Origin of the sequence: Sorangium sp. So ce448 (genome assembly GCF_051520915.1) — a bacterium.
Lineage (GTDB): Bacteria > Myxococcota_A > Polyangia > Polyangiales > Polyangiaceae > Sorangium > Sorangium cellulosum_B.
The window spans coordinates 908,211-925,669 of the sequence record NZ_CP150343.1; the positions used below are offsets into that span (position 1 = coordinate 908,211).

At 74.9% G+C, this 17,459-nt stretch carries 10 protein-coding genes; 5 read left to right on the forward strand and 5 right to left on the reverse strand.

What is annotated here, in order from left to right; translation table 11 throughout:
• Positions 1-72: 72 nt before the first annotated feature.
• The 5 genes from WMF45_RS03390 (at position 73) to WMF45_RS03410 (ending at position 12,693) form a co-directional block, all read left to right on the forward strand.
• On the forward strand, positions 73-672 hold the full coding sequence (locus WMF45_RS03390; protein WP_437715527.1) for a peptidyl-prolyl cis-trans isomerase: 600 nt from the start codon (positions 73-75) through the stop codon (positions 670-672).
• A gap of 58 nt (positions 673-730) precedes the next feature.
• Positions 731-1,027, forward strand: a complete 297-nt coding sequence (locus WMF45_RS03395; protein WP_437715528.1) for a polyhydroxyalkanoic acid system family protein — start codon at positions 731-733, stop codon at positions 1,025-1,027.
• A gap of 451 nt (positions 1,028-1,478) precedes the next feature.
• Complete coding sequence (locus tag WMF45_RS03400; protein WP_437715529.1) at positions 1,479-6,251, forward strand: hypothetical protein; 4,773 nt, start codon at positions 1,479-1,481, stop codon at positions 6,249-6,251.
• The gene (locus tag WMF45_RS03405; protein WP_437715530.1) at positions 6,248-12,256 is read left to right on the forward strand and encodes a hypothetical protein; all 6,009 of its coding nucleotides are present in this window, start codon (positions 6,248-6,250) and stop codon (positions 12,254-12,256) included. The genes WMF45_RS03400 and WMF45_RS03405 overlap by 4 nt, the downstream gene beginning before the upstream one ends.
• Before the next feature lie 20 nt (positions 12,257-12,276).
• Positions 12,277-12,693, forward strand: a complete 417-nt coding sequence (locus WMF45_RS03410; RefSeq protein WP_437715531.1) for a YkgJ family cysteine cluster protein — start codon at positions 12,277-12,279, stop codon at positions 12,691-12,693.
• A 27-nt stretch (positions 12,694-12,720) separates the two neighbouring features.
• Here the strand turns inward: WMF45_RS03410 and WMF45_RS03415 are convergent, their stop codons facing one another.
• From WMF45_RS03415 to WMF45_RS03435, 5 genes are all read right to left on the reverse strand, one after another.
• Positions 12,721-14,379, reverse strand: coding sequence for a phytoene desaturase family protein (locus tag WMF45_RS03415; protein ID WP_437715532.1), 1,659 nt, complete (start codon positions 14,377-14,379; stop codon positions 12,721-12,723).
• Between the two features lie 85 nt (positions 14,380-14,464).
• Positions 14,465-14,962 carry a hypothetical protein gene (locus WMF45_RS03420; RefSeq protein WP_437715533.1) on the reverse strand — a complete coding sequence of 166 codons (498 nt, stop codon included), beginning with the start codon at positions 14,960-14,962 and terminating at the stop codon, positions 14,465-14,467.
• Between the two features lie 26 nt (positions 14,963-14,988).
• On the reverse strand, positions 14,989-15,942 hold the full coding sequence (locus WMF45_RS03425; protein WP_437715534.1) for an MlaE family lipid ABC transporter permease subunit: 954 nt from the start codon (positions 15,940-15,942) through the stop codon (positions 14,989-14,991).
• Positions 15,939-16,445 carry a hypothetical protein gene (locus WMF45_RS03430; protein WP_437715535.1) on the reverse strand — a complete coding sequence of 169 codons (507 nt, stop codon included), beginning with the start codon at positions 16,443-16,445 and terminating at the stop codon, positions 15,939-15,941. Before WMF45_RS03430 ends, WMF45_RS03425 begins: the two co-directional genes overlap by 4 nt.
• Positions 16,446-16,652: 207 nt before the next feature.
• Positions 16,653-17,438 (reverse strand): rhomboid family intramembrane serine protease, encoded by a 786-nt coding sequence (locus WMF45_RS03435; RefSeq protein ID WP_437715536.1) that lies wholly within the window; start codon positions 17,436-17,438, stop codon positions 16,653-16,655.
• Between the last annotated feature and the right edge of the window lie 21 nt (positions 17,439-17,459).

Below are 17,459 nucleotides of genomic sequence, written 5' to 3' on the forward strand. Positions count from 1 at the left end.
TCTGGCAGGCGGCGCGTGTCGCCATCGCGGCCTCGCCAAGCGTCCTCCACCTGTGCTAACGCGCTGCCGCTCATGCAGCGCTCGACGGCGGTCATCTACACGCTCTTCTTCACGGGCGCGCTGGCGTTCGTCATCACGCACGGCGGCGCGAAGGGGCGCGGCGCGGCCAGCGCGCCCGCCGACGCAGGCGCCGACGCCGCCGACGCCGCCGCCTCGCCTGCGACGGCCGCGGCGGACGACGCCGACGCGGGGAGCGACGCCGGCGCCGAGGGCATCGTCCAGGAGCGCGGCCCCGAGCCAGCGGGGCGATCCGACGCGGGCGTCACGCTCCTCTCGGGAGAGGCGCCGCCCTCGCTGCCGGCCGAGGCGCCGAAGAAGGTGCGCTTCGGCGTCGTGCTCATCCAGTACCGCGGCGCGCAGGGCGCGGCGCCGACCGCGCGCTCCAAGGACGCCGCGCTGGCGCTCGCCAGGGAGCTCGCCGAGGTGGCCAAGACGGACTTCAAGGCCGCCATCGAGAAGGGCGACAAGGGGTCGACCGACGACCTCGGTTACATCCCGCGCGGCGTGCTCGAGCCCGCGCCGGAGTACGAGCTGTTCAGCCTGTCCAAGGGGGGCGTGAGCGGCCCGGTCGACACCCCGCGCGGCTTTTGGATCGCGCGTCGGATCGAGTAAGTAAAGCGTACCGCGCGCGGCGCGTCGCCGTGGACGCGAGAACGAGTGGAGATACCGTATGGCGACGATCGACATCCGTCGGCAGCACGCGCTCACCAAGGACGAGGCCAGGAAGCGCGCGGAAGAGCTTGCGCGGGGCATGGAAGACAAGCTCGGCATCCAGTGGCGATGGGATGGCGACGTCATCCGGTTCGAGGCGCCGGGCGGCGCCGCGAAGGGGACGAAGGGCCTCGTTCGCGTCGAGGCGTCCGCGGTCCAGGTGGAGATCGATCTCCCGTTCCTGCTGAAGGCGATGAAGGGCATGGTCGAGTCGAAGGTCAACGACAAGCTCGCCGCCGTGCTGGGCAGGGCCTAGCCCGGCTGCCGGCCAGGCGCGCCCCGGCGGCGCGCTCGACCGAGCCGCCCCGCAGCGCGCGGCGCCCCGGTCGACACGCGCCCCCTCCTCCTCAGCCCCGCAACCCGCCTCCTCCTCGCGAGCGAGCGACCTCCGCCCGCTCGCGCGCGTCGCGCGCGAGCGCGCCCACCGTTCTTCGTTTTCCGGCGGTTCCGGCGCCGTACGCGGTCGACCGGCGCGCTCCGCGGATCTCCTCGCCGGGCGCGGGCGCCCGCACATCCGTGTCGGCCGCTCGACCCACCGATCGCGCGCGGCCAGGCCAGGCCAGGCCAGGCCACTCGACGCCGCTCGACGCTCTTCGAGCCCGCTCCCTGCCCGGCGCGCTTTACTCCGTCAGGTTCGGTTCGCTACTCTCCGCCATCGTCATGCGGTGCGCACAGATGAGACCCCGTTCGGAGGCGTCGCGAGCGAGATGACGGTTCAGGCACCCGAGGGGCAGGCGGAGAGCATGACGGCCCTGATCGCGCGGCTCCGCGCGGAGCAAGGCGAGCAACCGGAGCGGCAGCTCCAGGCGCTCTTGCTGCACGAGCTCGGCGCGCTCGAGGAGGCGCTCGGCGAGGAGCCCACGGCGGCGCGCGACTACCTCGCCGCGTTCAACGCGGATCCCCAGTTCCGGGAGCCGCTCGAGGCGCTGGTCCGCATCCTCACGCGGCGCAAGTCCATCAAGAACCTCGGCAAGCTGCTCGACGCGCTCACGCGCGCCGCGGCCACGCCCGAGGAGCGGGCGCGCTCGTTCTGGGAGCGCGCGGCGTACCTCCAGGACCACGAGCAGAACCTCGCCGCGGCCAAGGAGGCGCTCGAAGAGGCGGCGCTCAGCAACCCGGAGGACGCGACCCCGTGGCTCGAGCTCGAGCTCATCGCGGCCAAGGAAGGGGACCTCGCCGGCCGGATGCGCGCGCTGGAGGCCCGCGCGGAGCTCGCGACGGACGCGACGTGGAAGGGGCTGCTCTTCATCGAGCTCGCCGACCTCGCGGCGGCGACCGAGAACGTGGAGCGCGCCTACGAGCTGCTCGACGCGGCCGCCGCGCTGGAGGGGCGGGCGCGCTTCAGGTCGCAGCTCGCGCTCGAGGTCATCGCCCGGCGCGAGGAGGACCTCGGCGCGCTCGCGCGCGCCCTCGAGGGGCAGGCGGAGCTCATCGCCGACGCGCTCGACGACGAGGCGAGCGGCGACGCCAACGGCGTCCCGCGGACCCTGCGCAAGCCGGAGCACGCGGCCGACGCGTGGCTCCGCGCCGCCGAGCTGACGCAGCGGGCCGGGACGGGCGGCTTCGCGTCGCTCCTCGAGCGGGCCGCGGAGCGGCTGCCCCAGTCGACGCTGCTCGGCCGGGCGCGCATCGCCGCGCTCGAGTCCGCCGGCGAGGCCGAGGCCGCCGCCAGCCTGGCCAAGCAGGAGATCGCGCGCGGCGCGAGCGGGCCCGGCGCCGCGGCCCTGTGGCTCCGCGTCGCCGAGGCGGCGGCGCTCGCGAGCGATCGCGAGGCCGCGCTCGCGGCGCTCCGGAGCGCGCTCGCGGCCGACCCGCAGTGCATCCCGGCCCGCGCGCTGGAGATCGATCTCCTCGGAGACGGTCAGGACCCGTCCGCGTTCGCGGCCTCGCTCGAGGCGACGGCGGCCTCGTACGCCAGCGACGACGCGAGGGGGCGGGCGCTGCTCCTCGCGGCCTACGTCTGGGCGGTGCGGACGGACGACGTCGGCGCGGCGAAGGCGGCCCTGTCGCAGGCCGGCATGGCCGGCGTCCACCCGGGCGTGCTCGCGCGCTTCGGCCGGTCGTTCGCGGCGCTCCGCGGCGACGCGGCCTGGTACGAGGAGTCGACGAAGCGGCTGCTCTCGACGGGCGTCGACCCGGCCGAGAAGGCGAGCCTGTGGTTCGAGATCGGCCGGAGCCGCCTCCTCCGGGGGGACGCGGACGGCGCCGAGGGCGCCTTCGCCGAGCTCGCCGACGCCGGCGCCGACGACGGCGCCACGCCGAACGCGTGGCTCGGGCGGGCGCTCGGCGCCTTCGCGGTCGATCTCGTCCGCAGCCGGCGCGAGCGCGGCGACGAGCCCGGCGCCCCCGGCCCGCGGCGCTCGCCGACGGTCATCGAGGCGCTCGCCGAGGTCGAGGGCGAGGAGACCGCGCGCGGGCTGTGGCTCGTCGCTGCCCTGCGCAGCGCGCGCGGCGGCGATCTGGATCGCGCCCGGAGCCGGCTCCGCGCGCTCTTCGAGCGATCCGCGGACGACGAGGTCGTCGCGGTGTTCCTGGCCGAGCTCCACCGGCGCGCCGGGAGCCCCACCGCCGCGGCCGCGACGCTGTCGGCCTGCGCCGCGGCGATCGACGACGCCGATCTCTCGGCGGCGCTGCACATCGAGGCGGCGATCCTGCTCTGGCGCGCCGGCGAGCGCGGGCGCGCCGTCGAGGAGCTCGAGGCGGCGCGCGGCAAGGCGCCGCGCGCCGGCGCGACGGCGCTCACCTGGGCCCTTCGCGGCCACGAGGCGAGCGATCTGGAGAGCCGGCGCCGCGCCCTCGAGGTCGCCGGCGAGGCGGGCGAGGACCCGGCGGCGCTCGCGCTGTCGCGGTTCGGCCTCGAGGTCGGCGCGGCCGAGGGCGGCGACGCCGACGAGGCGCTCGCGACGCTCGAGGCGCTGGAGTCGCAGGCGAGCGACGACCTCGCCCTGGCCGCCGCGCTCGGGCGCCTCCTCTGGCAGCCGGCCCTCGAGCAGCGGAGCGCCGTCGAGCGCGCGCTCGACTACATCGAGGAGCGCGGCGACGGCGCCGCGACGATCGCGCACGCCGAGCGCTTCCGCCTCGCGCGGACCCTGGACCAGGATCGCGCGCGCACCGCGGCGCGCGCGGCGGCGTGGGCCGCGGCCGACCGGAGCCCGCACGCCGAGCTCGAGTGGCTCGGCGCCGCGCTCGGCGCCGAGGACCGCGAGGCGGAGGTCGCCGCGCGGAGCGCGCTCGCGCGGCACATGGAGGGCGAGGCCCGCGCCGCGATGGAGGCCTCGGCCGCGATCGTCGGCGCGCTCGATCAGCCGAACCTGCCGCGGCCGTTCCTCACGGGCGAGCACGCGCCCGCGCAGCTCGCCAACCTCGAGCTCGCGCTCCCCGGCTGCGATCCGCGGCGCCGCGCCGCGGCGCTGCACGGGCTCGGCGACGCGCTCGGCGAGGAGGCGCAGCTCACCGCGCTCGGCCTCGCGGGCTGGTCGGACTTCGCGGCCGGGGATCACGAGCGCGCGCTCGCCGCGTTCCGCGCGGTCGTCGAGCGGCGGCCCGACGACGTCGCCGCCTGGGAGGGCGTCCGCGCGACGTCCGAGGCGCTGCGCGACCCCGTGTCGACGGCGCTCGCCTCGGCGCAGCTCGGGGCGCTCTGCAAGGACGACGCGCGCGGCGCGGGGTTCTGGGAGAGCGCCGGGCTCCTGCTCCTCCAGCACACCGAGGCCCACGAGGACGCGGAGATCGCCTTCGATCGCGCGTTCGCGCGCGACCCGCGGCGCGGCGTCGCCTTCGACCGGCTGTTCCGCCGCGTCCGCGCCCGCAACGAGGACGAGCGGCTGCTCGACATCATCGAGAGGCGGCTCGGCGTGGCGGACAACGACCTCGAGCTCTGCAAGCTGTTCTGGGAGCGCGCGCGCGTGCTCCGCAAGAAGGGCAGGCTCGACGACGCGCTCGCCGCGCTCGAGAACGTGACGCTGCTCGAGCCGGACCACATCGGCGCGCTGGCGCTCTCGGCCGACATCTCGAAGGCGCAGGGCGATCTCGGCCAGGCGGCCGCCTTCTACGCCGAGCTCTCGCGCGTCGCGAAGGCGCCGGGGGAGCAGCGCCTCATGTCGGGGATCACGGCCGTCGACGCCTACGAGAAGCTCGGCGAGCACGACAGGGCGCTCGAGGTGCTGATCGGCCTGCACCGGGCCGGGCTGTCGACGCTCGTCGTCCGCGAGCGCCTCGTCCGCGTCGCCGCCCGGGTCGGCTCCTGGGACGAGGCGACGCGCCTGCTCGAGGAGCTCATGGTCGAGCGCGACACCCCCGAGGGGCGGATCGAGGCGGCGCGCCTCGCGATGGCCATCTACCGGGATCAGCTCGGCGCGCCGCGCCGCGCCGAGCGGGCCGTCGCGAAGCTCCTCGAAGAGGCGCCGGACGACGGCGAGGCGATCGATCTCGTCCTCACGACGGACTACGAGCCCGCGTTCCGCACCCGCGTGCTCGGCCGCGCCAAGGCGACGCTGATCCAGGCGCTCGCGTCCGAGCCGCTCGACGCGGCCCGGGTCGCGCTCCTCGCGAAGATCGCCGGCGCGGGGCAGGACGCGGCGCTCCGGCAGGCCACGCTCGGCGCGCTCGTCTCGCTCGTCCGCATCGACGACGGCATCTCCGCGGAGCTCAGGAAGATCGACGCCCGCGTCCCGGCGCGGCCGCAGATCGCCCTCGACGCCAAGGCCATGGCCGACATCGCCGATCCGCTCGACACCGGGCCCGTCGGCGAGCTGTTCGCGAAGATGGCCGAGACCATCTGCATGGCGCTCGGTCCCTCGCTCGTGTCGCTCGGCGTCGGCAAGAAGGACCGTATCGACTCGCGCGGCGGCCACCCGCTGCGCGTCGCGGTCGCCGAGTGGATGGGCGCGCTCAGCTTCGAGACGGACTTCGAGCTCTACGTCGGCGGCCCCAGCCCTCGCGGCGCGACCGGCGTCTACGGCCAGCTGCCGGCGCTCGTGCTCGGCTCCGAGATCACGACGCCGCTCGACGCCGCCTCGCGCTCGGCGATCGCGCGCGAGGCGTTCGCGCTGCGCCGGGGTATCTCGTCGCTCAGGACGCGGGACGACAGCACCGTCGCCTCGCTCGTCGCGGCCGCGTGCATCGAGGCGGGCTTCACGGTCCCGCAGCCGCCCTACGCCGTCTTCGGCGAGGTCTCGCGCGCCATCCACAAGGAGATGTCGCGCGCGACCCGCAAGGCCATCGCCGACGTCTGCCAGCGCATCGTCTCGAGCCAGCAGGACCCGCTCCGCTGGGCGCAGGCCGCGCGCAGGAGCATCGATCGCATGGCCGTCATTGCCGCAGGCGACGTCTCGCTGGTCCTCTCGGACATCCTCAATACCCCGCGCGAGCAGCTCGGCGGTGTCGTCGCCGAGAGCGAGCGGGCGCGCCAGCTGGTCGCGTTCGTCCTCTCGCAGAGCTACCTCGAGCTCCGGAAGAAGCTCGGCATGGGGGTCCGGTGAGCAAGAATCCGCAATCCAAGAGCTCCTCTGGCGGCGGCGACGAGGGCGCGCCGTCGCAGGAGAAGATCACGGTCCCCCCGCCGGCGATGTACGGCGCGGCGGTCTCGGAGGGCGACGTCGAGGAGGCCACGCTCCTCGCGAAGATCCCCGAAGAGCTCATCCAGTCGATCCGCGGTGCCGAGGAGGGCGAGCGCGCCGGCGAAGGCGGCCTGAAGCAGCTGTTCTCCCGCGAGCCCGTGCCCGTGCCCGCGAGGCCCGCGCAGAGCGCCGGAGAGAGCGACGCGCTGCTCGACATGCTGTTCGAGGATCAGCGCGCCGAGGACGCCGACGACGGGGTCGTGACCTCGGCGCCGGCGTTGCACGGGACGCGCCGGCCCCCGGCGCCCATCCCGCCGCCGCGCCCCCCGTCGCTGCCCCGCCCCGCCGCCCCGCCCCGCTCGGGCAGCAGGCCGGGCGACGTGAAGGCGTCGCTCGGCGCCGAGTTCACGCCCGGCGATCGGACGCCGAAGATCCCGCCGCCGGCCCCGTCCGCGAGGTTCACGGCGCCGCGCCCGCAGCCCGCCGCCCCGCCGCCTCCGCTGCCGCCGCCGTCGGCGCGCCGGGAGCCTGTGTTCGAGGAGGACACCGCCGAGCCGGGCGACCGCGCGACGCCCATCCCCGACGGCGGCGACTCCCCGTTCGAGTTCGCGCCGCCCAGCGGCGCCAGCAGCGGCCGGTTCGCGGAGGCGCACGCCTTCGACGACGAGGAGACGCACGGCATCGACGACGAGGAGACGAACGCCCTCGACGAGCCTGGGCCCACGACCCGGCCGTACACCGGCCAGTCGTCCGCCTCCGCCAGCCGCTGGGATCAGCCCGCCGCCGACAGCGATCCCGGCGAGCTCGTCGACGAGTCCAGCCTGCTCAGCGGGTCGGCCGAGCCGACCGATGAAGAGCTCGAGGACGATCTCGCGCAGACGCGCGTCGCGACCCGGAGACCCGACAGCGGCGTCGCCTTCGCGCCGCCGCGCCCGCCTTCATCGCCGCGCGCGTCGTCGTCGCCGCCGCGCCCCTCGTCGTTCGTGCCGTCGTCGTCGCCGCCGCGCCCGTTCGCGGCGTCCCACGTCCGGCCGTCGTCGTCGTTCGTGCCGTCGCCGTCCTCGTTTGTGCCGTCGTCGTCGCGCGTGCCGTCGTCGTCGCCGCCGCGCCCGTCCTCGTCAGCGCGCGTCCCGTCGGCGCCTCCTTCGGGCCCGTTGTCATCGGCCCCTCCCCGCGCGCCCGAGAGCCTCCCGCCGCTGCCGTCGATCCCGCCGCCCGCCTCGGTGTTCGACGGCGAGCAGGACGCGAGCGCGATCCTCGTCCAGTCGCAGCAGCGCGACGTGTGGGCGGCGCGCGCCGCGTGGCTCCGCTCCGAGGCCGAGCTCATCGAGGACCCCGCGGCCCGGGCGCGCGCGCTGCTTCCCGTCGCCGAGCTCTACGTGATGGCCGGGGAGGACGCCACCGCCCGCGCCATCGCCGCCGAGGCGCGGGATCTCGCCCCGAGCCTGATCTTCGCGCACCGCCAGCTCCGCGGCCTCCTGATGCGCGAGGCAGATCTGCCCGCCGCGCTCGAGGCGCTGGAGAGCGAGACCCGCGTCCTCGGCACGCCGGCCGCGCGCTGCCACAACCTCGTGCTCGGCGCGGAGCTCTGCCGCATCCCGCTCGCGGATCCCGAGGGCGCCCACAAACGCTTCGAGCTCGCGGCGCGGACGCACCCCGCCGATCCCCGCGCGCACGTCCAGCGCTTCTGCGAGGCGCTCGCCGCGCCGGACTCGGACGCCGCGGCCTCCGCCGTGCTCGCCAAGTTCCGCGTCCCCGAGGCGCCCGAGCTCGCGCCGCTCGCCGCCGCGAGCGCTCAGGTCGCAGCGCACCGCGGCGCCCCGCGGCCGGCGCGCGGCCGCGCCGCCCCCGCCACGCCGTACGAGGCGTTGCTCCGCGCCCGCGCCCTGCTCGGCGCCGGCGACCTCGCCGAGGGCCTCGCGACCCTCGATCCCCTGCGCGGCACCTCGCTCGCGCCCGCCGTCGCGTGGCTCACCGCCGCGCTGAGCGCCGCGCGCAAGGAGACCCGCCCGGCGTCGCTCGGCGCGCTCCGCAGCGTCGCCGCCGGCTCGCACGGCGGCCAGGCGCGCCGCGCCCTCGCGGCGCAGGCGATCGAGCTCGGCGACGCCGCCGCCGTGCGCGACGCGACGCTCGACGACGGCGGCGCCTTCTCGCCGGCCGATCGCATCGTCCTCTCGGCGCTCGCCGGCGGCGCCGCGGGCGAGATCGACCCGTGGCTCGACGCCCTCGCCGACGAGCCCGAGTTCGCGCCGCTCTGCGCCGCGGCGAGCGCCGCCCTGAGCGACGCCGGCGGCGACGCCGCGGTGGCCTCCGTGGATGGCGCGCCCGCGTCGAGGGGCGTGCGCCCCCTCGGCGGCCCGAGGGCCCGCGCCGCCGCGGCCCTCGGCCGCGCGCTCTCGCGCGAGGCCGTCCCCGCCGAGGGCGGCGTCGACGCGAGCGACGCCTTCTCCCGCGCGGTCGTCACCTACGGCGACACCGCGGCGGAGAGCCCGCTCTTCCGGGCCCTCGCGCTCGAGCTCGATCTCGACGGCGATCGCGGCGCCCGCGTCGCCAGGGCCGTGGCGTCGCTGCGCGAGGTCGCGTCCGAGCGCGACAGCGCGCTCGCCGCCGCCGTCCTCGCGGAGATCGCGGGCGATCAGCGCGCGGCGATGAGCGATCTCGATCGCGCCCGCGCCGCGGACCCGCAGCACGAGGGCGCCGCGCGCGCCCGCGCCGCGCAGGAGAGCGGCGTCGGCGCGGCCCGCATCCTCGCGGAGCACGCGCTCACGCTCGACGAGGGGCCGCGGGCCGCGGTGCTCGTCACCGAGGCCGCGATCCGCCTGCTCGACGGCGGCGACAACGAGGAGGGCGAGCGCCTGCTCTCGCGCGCCGCCCAGATCGATCCGAAGCTCCCCGTCGCGCTCCACCTCGGCGAGCGGAGCGCGCGCGCTCGGGTGGACCGCGACGGCCTCCTCGAGTGGCTCAGGACCCGCCGCGAGGGCGCGGCCGACCCCCTCGAGCGGGCCCACGATCTCGTCCGCGAGGCGCTCCTCGTCGCCGAGGCCGACCCCGCGGCCGCGGCGTCGCTCCTCGAGACGGCGCACCGCTCGCGCCCCCAGGACATCGGCCTGCGCGAGCTCTTCGAGCGGCTCGCGCCGGAGCCGCCCGCCGACCGCGCCTCCTGGCGCGCCGAGCGCGCCGCCGAGCTCCTGCGCGCCCTCGACGCGGGCGGCGACGACGACGCCGGCCGCTCGGGTGACGACCGCGCCGCCGCGGGCATCGAGGCCGCTCGCCTCGCGCTCGAGGCCGCCCTCGACCACGAGCGCGCCGGCGATCTCGCGCAGGCCGCCGCGTGCGCCCGCCAGGCGATCGCCGCCGGGGACAACGCGCTCGCGCCGATCGCCCTCTACCGCGCGGCCGTCGCGGGCCACGGCACAGGAGAGCTCGTCGACGCACTGATCCCGCGCGCCCGCGAGGCGGCGGACGCGGCGGAGCGCCTCGACATCTACGAGCGCCTCGCGGAGCTCGACGAGCACGGGCGCAAGGACGCCGGCAGCGCCCTGCTCTGGCGCCGCTCCATCCTGGAGGAGACGCCGCACCACCTGCCGACGCTCCGCCGGGTCGCCTCGTACCTCATCAGCGAGGGCCGCGACGAGGAGCTCGAGCCGATCGCCCTGGAGATCGCGCGTGTCCTCGACGGCCCGGAGGCGATCGCCCACGCGCTCCTGTCGGCGCGGCTGCGCCTGCGCGTGCTCCCGTGGGAGGAGGCGCTCGAGCCGGTCCAGATCGCGTACAGGAACGAGCCCCGCGGCATCTGGGCGCTGCGCCAGATGGCGGCCCAGGCCCGCGCGAAGGCGGATCACGCCCTCGCGATCGAGGCGGATCGCCAGCTCATCGAGCGCACCGATCGCCCGTCCGAGGCCGCGGCCCTCTCGGTGCGCGCCGCCAGGGACGCCCTGCTCGCGGGCTCGATCGAGGACGCCGTCGCCTTCTTCCGGCACGCGATCACGCTCGTCCCGCACTACCTCGTCGCGCACCTCGATCTCGCCGACGCGCTCGATCGCGGCGGCGACCCGGCGGCCGCCGCCGCGGCGCTCGAGTCCGCCGCGGGCGCGAGCGTCGGCCCCGAGGGGCGCGCGCACTCGCTCTACGCCGCGGCCGTGCTCTGGCAGGACAAGGTCCAGAACGTCGCGCGGGCGCGCGACGTCCTCGAGGCGGTCGCCACGGTCGACCCGTCGTACGCCGACGTCTTCTCGCGGCTCAGGGCCATCTACATCGCCGAGGGGGCGCGGGCCGAGCTCGCCGCGCTCCTCGAGCGCCGCCTCGAGGCGGTGACGGATCCCGCGGAGCGGGTCGAGATGGAGGTCCTGCGCGGCCGGGCGCTCGCCGACGTCGGCGACGCGGCGGCCGCGAAGCGCGCGCTCGCCGCCGCGCTCGACGCGAACCCCGATCACGTCGAGGCCCTGTCCGCGTTCGCCGACGTCTGCGCCGGCGAGGGCGACTGGGCCGGCGCCGAGCAGGCGTGGATCCGCCTCGCGCGCCTCGTGCCCGAGCCCGCGAAGCAGGTCGCGATCTACCTCCGCCTCGGCGAGCTCTACGACGAGCACCTCCCGAACGCGGAGCGCGCCGAGCTCGCGTACCAGGAGATCCTGAAGCGCTCGCCGGGCGACGTGAGCGCGCGCGAGCGCCTCGTCTCGCTCTACAAGCGCGCCGGCGACGGCGCCCGCGCGCTCGAGCAGCAGAACCTCCTCATCAACGCCGCGGAGGCGCCCGAGCAGAAGTGCCGCCGCACCGCCGAGCTCGCCGAGATCTACGAGGCGATGGGGGACGCGAAGAAGGCCGAGGCCACGCTGCTCACGGCGCGCAAGACGTGGCCGAAGGACGACTTCGCCCTCGGCGCGCTGGCCCGCTACTACCAGCGCACCGAGCAGGCTTCCGCGGCGACCACCCTGCTCGATCGCGCCCTCGCCGACGCGCGCCGCGCGCTCAACACCGGCCGCTTCGAGCCCTACCTCTTCTCGACGGTCGCGACGGTCGCGGAGCTCCGCGGCCGCGCCGGCGCCGCGAAGATCGCGCGCGCGACGGTCGACGCGCTCGACGGCCGCGACGCCGCGATGGGCGGCGCGGGCAACGCCGCCGGCGCGGCCCGCCTCGACGCCCACCTCGCGCCGGAGCTCATGACCCCGGCGTTCCGGGAGCTCCTGCTCAAGACGGGCCCGCTGCTCGACGCGGCGGTGCCGTTCGATCTCGACTCGATCCGCGCGACGCCGCTGCCGCCCCAGCACGCCGAGATCACCGATCTGGCGCGCGGCATCGGCGCGGCGTACGGCCTCCCCGGCCTGCAGGTCTACATGACGGGCGCGCTCGGCGCCGTCTGCGTGCCGGCGTCCACGAGCCCGCCCAAGATCGTCCTCGGCCAGGCGCTCGTCACCTCGCCGCGCGAGGACGTCCGGCTGGCCCTCATCCACCGCGCCGTCAAGATCCTCCAGACCAACGCCTCGGCCTTCTCGCGGACGGCGCCGATCGATCTCTGGCCGCTGCTCGCGGCTTACCTGAAGGCGTTCGTCCCGTCGTGGTCGCCGCAGGGCGCGGACGCCGGGCGCCTGCGCGAGTACCATGGCCGCATCGAGCGGGTGATGGCGGGCGGCGTGGATCCGAAGATCAGCGTGCTCGCCGCCGACGTCATCGGCTCGATCGGCAACCGCGCCTCGACGTTGAACACCGCGATCAACGGCTGGGGGAACCGGGCCGCGTTCCTCGCCGTGGGCGACATCAACGTCGTCCTCACGGGCATCGCCTGGTCCGGCGGCAACACGAACGCGCCGCCCGCCGCGGGCAAGGACCGCGTCACCTGGATCGGGCGCAACGCGGAGGCGCGTGACCTCATCGTCTTCGCCGTGAGCGACGGCCTGACCGAGGCGCGGGATCAGCTCGGCTTCAACGAGTGAAGGCACCTCCCCCACGATCCATGACGACGACCCTCAAGGCCAAGCCCCGCGTCTCTTACGATTGCTCGAAGTGCCCGGCCTACTGTTGCTCCATCTACGAGCGGGTCGAGGTCACGCCGCGCGATCTGCGGCGGCTCGCCCGCCATTTCGGCCTCACGCTCGAGGCCGCCGAGGAGCGCTTCACGAAGCGCTACAACGACGAGCGCATCCTCCGGCGGCAGTCGGATCCGGTGCTCGGCAGGGTCTGCCGCTTCCTCGATCTCACGACCCGCGGCTGCACCATCTACGAGGCCCGGCCCGAGGTCTGCCGCGATTACCCGGGCAGGCCGCGGTGCGGCTATTACGACGTGCTCCAGTTCGAGCGGGAGACGCAGGACGATCCCGACGTGATGCCGCTCGTGCAGATCACGTTCCGGTCCAGGACGCCGGCCGGTTAGCCCTCGATAACGCGGCTCGAGCGCGGGTCACGTCCACTCGGGCAGCTCGTCGCCCGTGTCCGCCTGCGCCGCCGCGCTCGCCTTCCTCCGCTCGTGCAGCCACTCCTCCGGCCGATCGGCGGGGTAGGTCCGCAGCGAGCCGTCGGCCGGGCCGAGCAGATCCTCCGCGCGCGCCGCGCCCGTGATCCGCTGCGCGGCCATGAGGCCTGACATCGCGGCGCCTGCCACCCCGTGGCTCAGCGTGCTGGCCCCGCACTGGTACAGCCCCGGGATCCTCGTCTTGATGGAGAACGACAGCGGGCCGAGCTGCCACCTCGTCTTGGCGGTGCCGTAGGCGGCGCCGCGGTACGTGGCGCAGTAGAAGTCGTTGGTCAGCGGCGTCGCCACCGAGCGGAACACGATCGCGCGCGAGATACCTGGGATGACGTTCTCCGCCGCCGCGATCATCTGATCTCCGATCGACTCCTTGAACGCCTCGTAGTCCGCCCCCCGCTCGCCCGTGCGGGTCTTCTCCCAGCGTGTGAAGGGGCCGTGGGGCACGAACGTGAACATCTCGATCGTGTGGTGGTCGCCCCGGGTCGGGTGGCCCGGGTCCTTCAGCGTCGTGATGGTCAGGAACAGCCCGTCCACCGCCCCGCGCGGCAGCTGGTGCTCCATGCGCTCGTAGAGGCGCCCCACGTCCCGCCCGCGGTACCACCAGTAGTTGCCTGAGTCGTAACCCATCGACCGGAGGTCCATGTCCACCGCGCAGAACACGCTGAGCAGGCTGACCGAGTACTCCATCCGCTGGACCTTGCGGCGCTCGCGGGCGGTCAGCTCGGGCGGCAGCAGCTCTCCGTAGGTGATCGCCGGGTCCGCGTTCGAGACGACGCTCGCCGCGCGCAGGACCTCCCCCCCTTCCAGCTCGACGCCGGCCGCTCTCCCTCGCTCGACGAGGATGCGCTTCACCCGCGCGCGCGTCCGCACCTGCCCGCCGAGCCGGCGAAGGGCCCTGATCATCGCGAGCGGGATGCGCTTCGCGCCCCCGCGCGGGTAGTACCCGCCGTCCATGTAATGGCAGACGATGCCCGCGTGGACCGGCAGCGCCACGCGCGACGGCGAGAGCCCGTGATCGCCCCCCTGCGCCGACAGGAACGCGCGCAGCAGGGGATCGCGGATCGTCGCGTCCAGCAGATCTTCCTGGGTGCGGAGGCCCCAGCGCACGAGGCTCGGCACCTTGAACGGCGCGAGCAGCACCCTCGGGAACTCGAGCATCGCCTCGAGGCGCCCGAGATCGTCGTTGACCCCGCGCAGCACACGGAAGTACCGCGCTATTCCCCCGGCCTCATGCGGGAACCGCGCCGTGAGCCGGGCGATGAGCCGATCGAGGCCCTTGGGCACGTCGAGCCGCTCGTCGCCGATGATCAGGTGATCGAGCCCGTCCGGGTTGAGCTCGCAGAACTCGAGATCTCCCGAGAGCCCGAGCCCCTCGTAGAGCCGCCGCACGGCGCCCCCCGGGCCGAGCCCGCCGATATAATGGACGCCCGGGCTGAACAGGTACCCGTTCAACGAGAAGCTGTGCGTCCACCCGCCGGGCAGGTAGTGCTGCTCGACGACGAGCACCTTCTGTCCCGCGCGCGCCAGCGCGAGCGCCGCAGTGAGCCCGCCGGCGCCCGATCCGATCACGACGGTATCCGCGTGCCGCATGACGCTACCCCCCGGACTACGATGCTCCAGGGACGTGGGCGGCTGCGCGCTTGTGCCCTCGATGGCCCCGCCGCTTGCCCGTCGCTTACCCGCCGTCTCGCTTGCCGGCGTCTCGCTTGCCGGCGTCTCGCTTGCCGGCGTCGAGCGGCGCCCCGGCGTCGGGCGGCGTCCTGTCCGCCTTCTCCATCGTCATGAGCGGCAGCGGGCAGACGACGGGCACGGCGCGCGCGGGGGTCTGCGCCGACTCGCGGAGGCAAGTCTTGCCGGTCAGGCGGAGGCGCTCGCCCACCTCGAGGTCGGGCGGGCACACGACCGCCTGGGACGCGGAGACGAGATCCCCGTCGATCCAGAAGATCTCGCACCCGTCGTCCGTCCGGCGGAGGTGGTAGTGCCGCGTCGGCCGTCGCGGCGCCGGCGTGCCCTCCGGCAGCGCGGCGCCGCCGTCGCTCGCCTCCGCGACCCCGCCCTCCCTCACGGCGTCCCCCTGGCACGCGATCACCCCGAACGGCACCCCGAACGGCACCCCGAACAGCAGCACCGGCAGGAGCCCGGCCAGCGTTCGCTGCGACGTCGGCGGCGGCATCTGGGCGCCTCCCGGACCGCCCCTGCTCACCGGGTCGGGAAGAGCAGGATGGACATCTTGGTCAGGAAGAAGTCGGCGATCAGGATGGTGATCGACGTCACCACCACCGTGCGCGTGGTCGCGTGGCCGACGCCCTCCGTTCCGCCTCGCGTGATCAGCCCGAAGTGGCAGCCGACGAGCGCGATGATCGCCCCGAAGAAGGGCGTCTTGTACATCCCGCTGAAGTAATCCATGAACGTGACGGAGCCGAGCGCCGTCCTCAGGAAGAAGCCGGCGGGGATGCCGAACTCGGTCGCGCAGACCAGCATCGCCCCGCCGAAGCCCAGCACGAGCGCGAACGCGCCGAGCACGGGCATCACCACGACGCTCGCGAGCAGCCGCGGCAAGACGAGCTTCTTCAGCGGGCTGGCGCCGAGGGCGCGGATCGCGTCGATCTGCTCGGTGACGGCCATCGACCCGACCTCGGCCGCGATGCCGGCGCCGATGCGGCCGCCGACGATCACCGCCGTCAGCGTCGGCGCCAGCTCGCGCGAGAACGACAGGCCGATGATGCGGCCCGTGTACTCCATGCCGCCGAACTTCTGCAGGCCGATGGCGAACTGCACCGCCATAACCATCCCGACGAAGAGCGCTGTCACCGACGCGATGGCGGCCGAGCGGACGCCGAGCGCCTCCATCTGATAGAGGGTCGAGCGGATCTCGAGCGGCCGCTCGAACATCGACCTGAGCGCCCCCCAGGTCATCCGCCCGAACTGCCCGAGGTGCTCGACGAACCCGACCGCGTTCTCGTTGATCCGGGCGAGGAGCGGGGGGAGCGGCGGCGGGGGCAGGCTGTTCGGCGCCTGGCTCTGCGGGGGCACGCTGGTCGGCTGCAGGCTCTGCGGGGGCACGCTGGTGGAGCCCCCGCCGGAGGAGGCGGCCGGCGGGCCGTTCGAGGCGGGCGGCGGCGCCGCCACGGGCCGTTTGCGATCAGTCGTCATCGGTCATCGGTGCGCAGGGTCGAGAAGCCGCGGACCATCCGCGTGAACGCCGGCTCGCTGGCGGCGTAGCGGGCGGGATCGGCGATGAGGAGCATGTCGTACACGCAGCCGTTCTTCTTGAGCACCCAGATGTCGAAGACCTTCGGCACCCCGTCGAGCTTCGCCGACATGACGGTGTGCATCGCCTCGCGGCCGTCGAACGGCACGACCTCCTGCTTCAGCACCTCGCGCTCGGTGAAGTGCAGGAAGAGGTGGTTGGTCAGCGAGACGAGCGGGATGTCTTCCTCGTTCCGGCAGCGCCCGTTGAGGGCGATGGTCGCCCCGTTCGCGTCGTCGCGGTACGCCACCGCCGCGTCCGACACCTCGAGCCGCTCCCAGCTCGCCGGCGCCGGGGGCACGCGGAACGCCACGTCCGTGCCGCGGTAGACCGTTCCGTCGAACGACGGCCCTCCGCAGGCGGCGAGCGCGATCGCGACGGCGAGCAGCCAGGCTCGGGGGTCCACTGCCTCGCCCGCAGAACCCGCGGCGGTGAGGCGCCTTCGAAGGGGTCGTCGCATCGCTGCGGGCCGACGCTATCACGCTTTTGCATCCTGGGCGAACCGCGAGCAGCCTGGCCGTTCCGGCGGGATCCTTCGGATCTCACCGGCTTTTTCGGCGCGCGCCGCGTACGGGACGCCGCACCTCGGGTCGCTCCTGATCGCACCTCGCCGTCACCAGGAGTCTCGCCGCCGCGGCGCGTCCCACGGCGGGGCGCCCCGTACGCGGCGCGCAGCGGGGCGCCGGGGGGACGGGCGAAAGTGCTGCCAGCGCTCGTGCTCGCGCCGGGCGCGCCCTGTCATGAAGATGCGAACAAGGAAGAGCCCGGCGACGAACCCCCCGAGGTGCGCGAAGAACGCCACGCCGCCGCCGCGCATGCCGATGGAGCCGAGCCCGTTCAGCAGGTTCACCACGAAGTACTCCAGGATGACCAGCCACGCCGGGAGCTCCAGGAACAGCCCGAAGATGAACCACAGGAGGAAGATCGGGTTCAGCACCGTGATCGGCGATCGCGGGTAGAGCGACGCGTACGCGGCCAGCACGCCCGAGATCGCGCCCGAGGCGCCCACCATCGGGATCGTCGAGCCGGGATCGATGACGACCTGCGCGCCCGCGGCGGCGACCCCGGACAGCACATAGAAGGCCGCGTAGCGGGCGCTGCCCAGCGCGTCCTCGACGTTGTCGCCGAAGATCCAGAGGAACAGCATGTTCCCGCCGAGGTGGGCCCACCCCGTCGGATCGTGCAGGAACATGCTGCTGAAGACCGTCCACCACGCGTCGCTCGGCGCTTCCAGGAGGTGCTCGGGGACGAGGCCCCACGCCGAGAGCAGCCGGTCGGGCGGCAACCCGGCCGCGATCGTCGATCGCATCCAGAAGAAACCGAGGACGTTGAGCGCGATCAGCAGGTAGTTGACGACCGGCAGCTTGCGGGTGGGCAGTTGGTCACGGACGGGCAGCATCGCGGTCACCTTAAGCACGCG

Excerpts from the sequence above, each read along its gene's own strand:
- WMF45_RS03390 (WP_437715527.1), top strand. The coding sequence starts at position 73 with ATGCAGCGCTCGACGGCGGTCATCTACACGCTCTTCTTCACGGGCGCG.
- WMF45_RS03395 (WP_437715528.1), top strand. The coding sequence starts at position 731 with ATGGCGACGATCGACATCCGTCGGCAGCACGCGCTCACCAAGGACGAG.
- WMF45_RS03400 (WP_437715529.1), top strand. The coding sequence starts at position 1,479 with ATGACGGTTCAGGCACCCGAGGGGCAGGCGGAGAGCATGACGGCCCTG.
- WMF45_RS03410 (WP_437715531.1), top strand. The coding sequence starts at position 12,277 with ATGACGACGACCCTCAAGGCCAAGCCCCGCGTCTCTTACGATTGCTCG.
- WMF45_RS03415 (WP_437715532.1), bottom strand. The coding sequence starts at position 14,379 with ATGCGGCACGCGGATACCGTCGTGATCGGATCGGGCGCCGGCGGGCTC.
- WMF45_RS03420 (WP_437715533.1), bottom strand. The coding sequence starts at position 14,962 with ATGCCGCCGCCGACGTCGCAGCGAACGCTGGCCGGGCTCCTGCCGGTG.
- WMF45_RS03425 (WP_437715534.1), bottom strand. The coding sequence starts at position 15,942 with ATGACGACTGATCGCAAACGGCCCGTGGCGGCGCCGCCGCCCGCCTCG.
- WMF45_RS03435 (WP_437715536.1), bottom strand. The coding sequence starts at position 17,438 with ATGCTGCCCGTCCGTGACCAACTGCCCACCCGCAAGCTGCCGGTCGTC.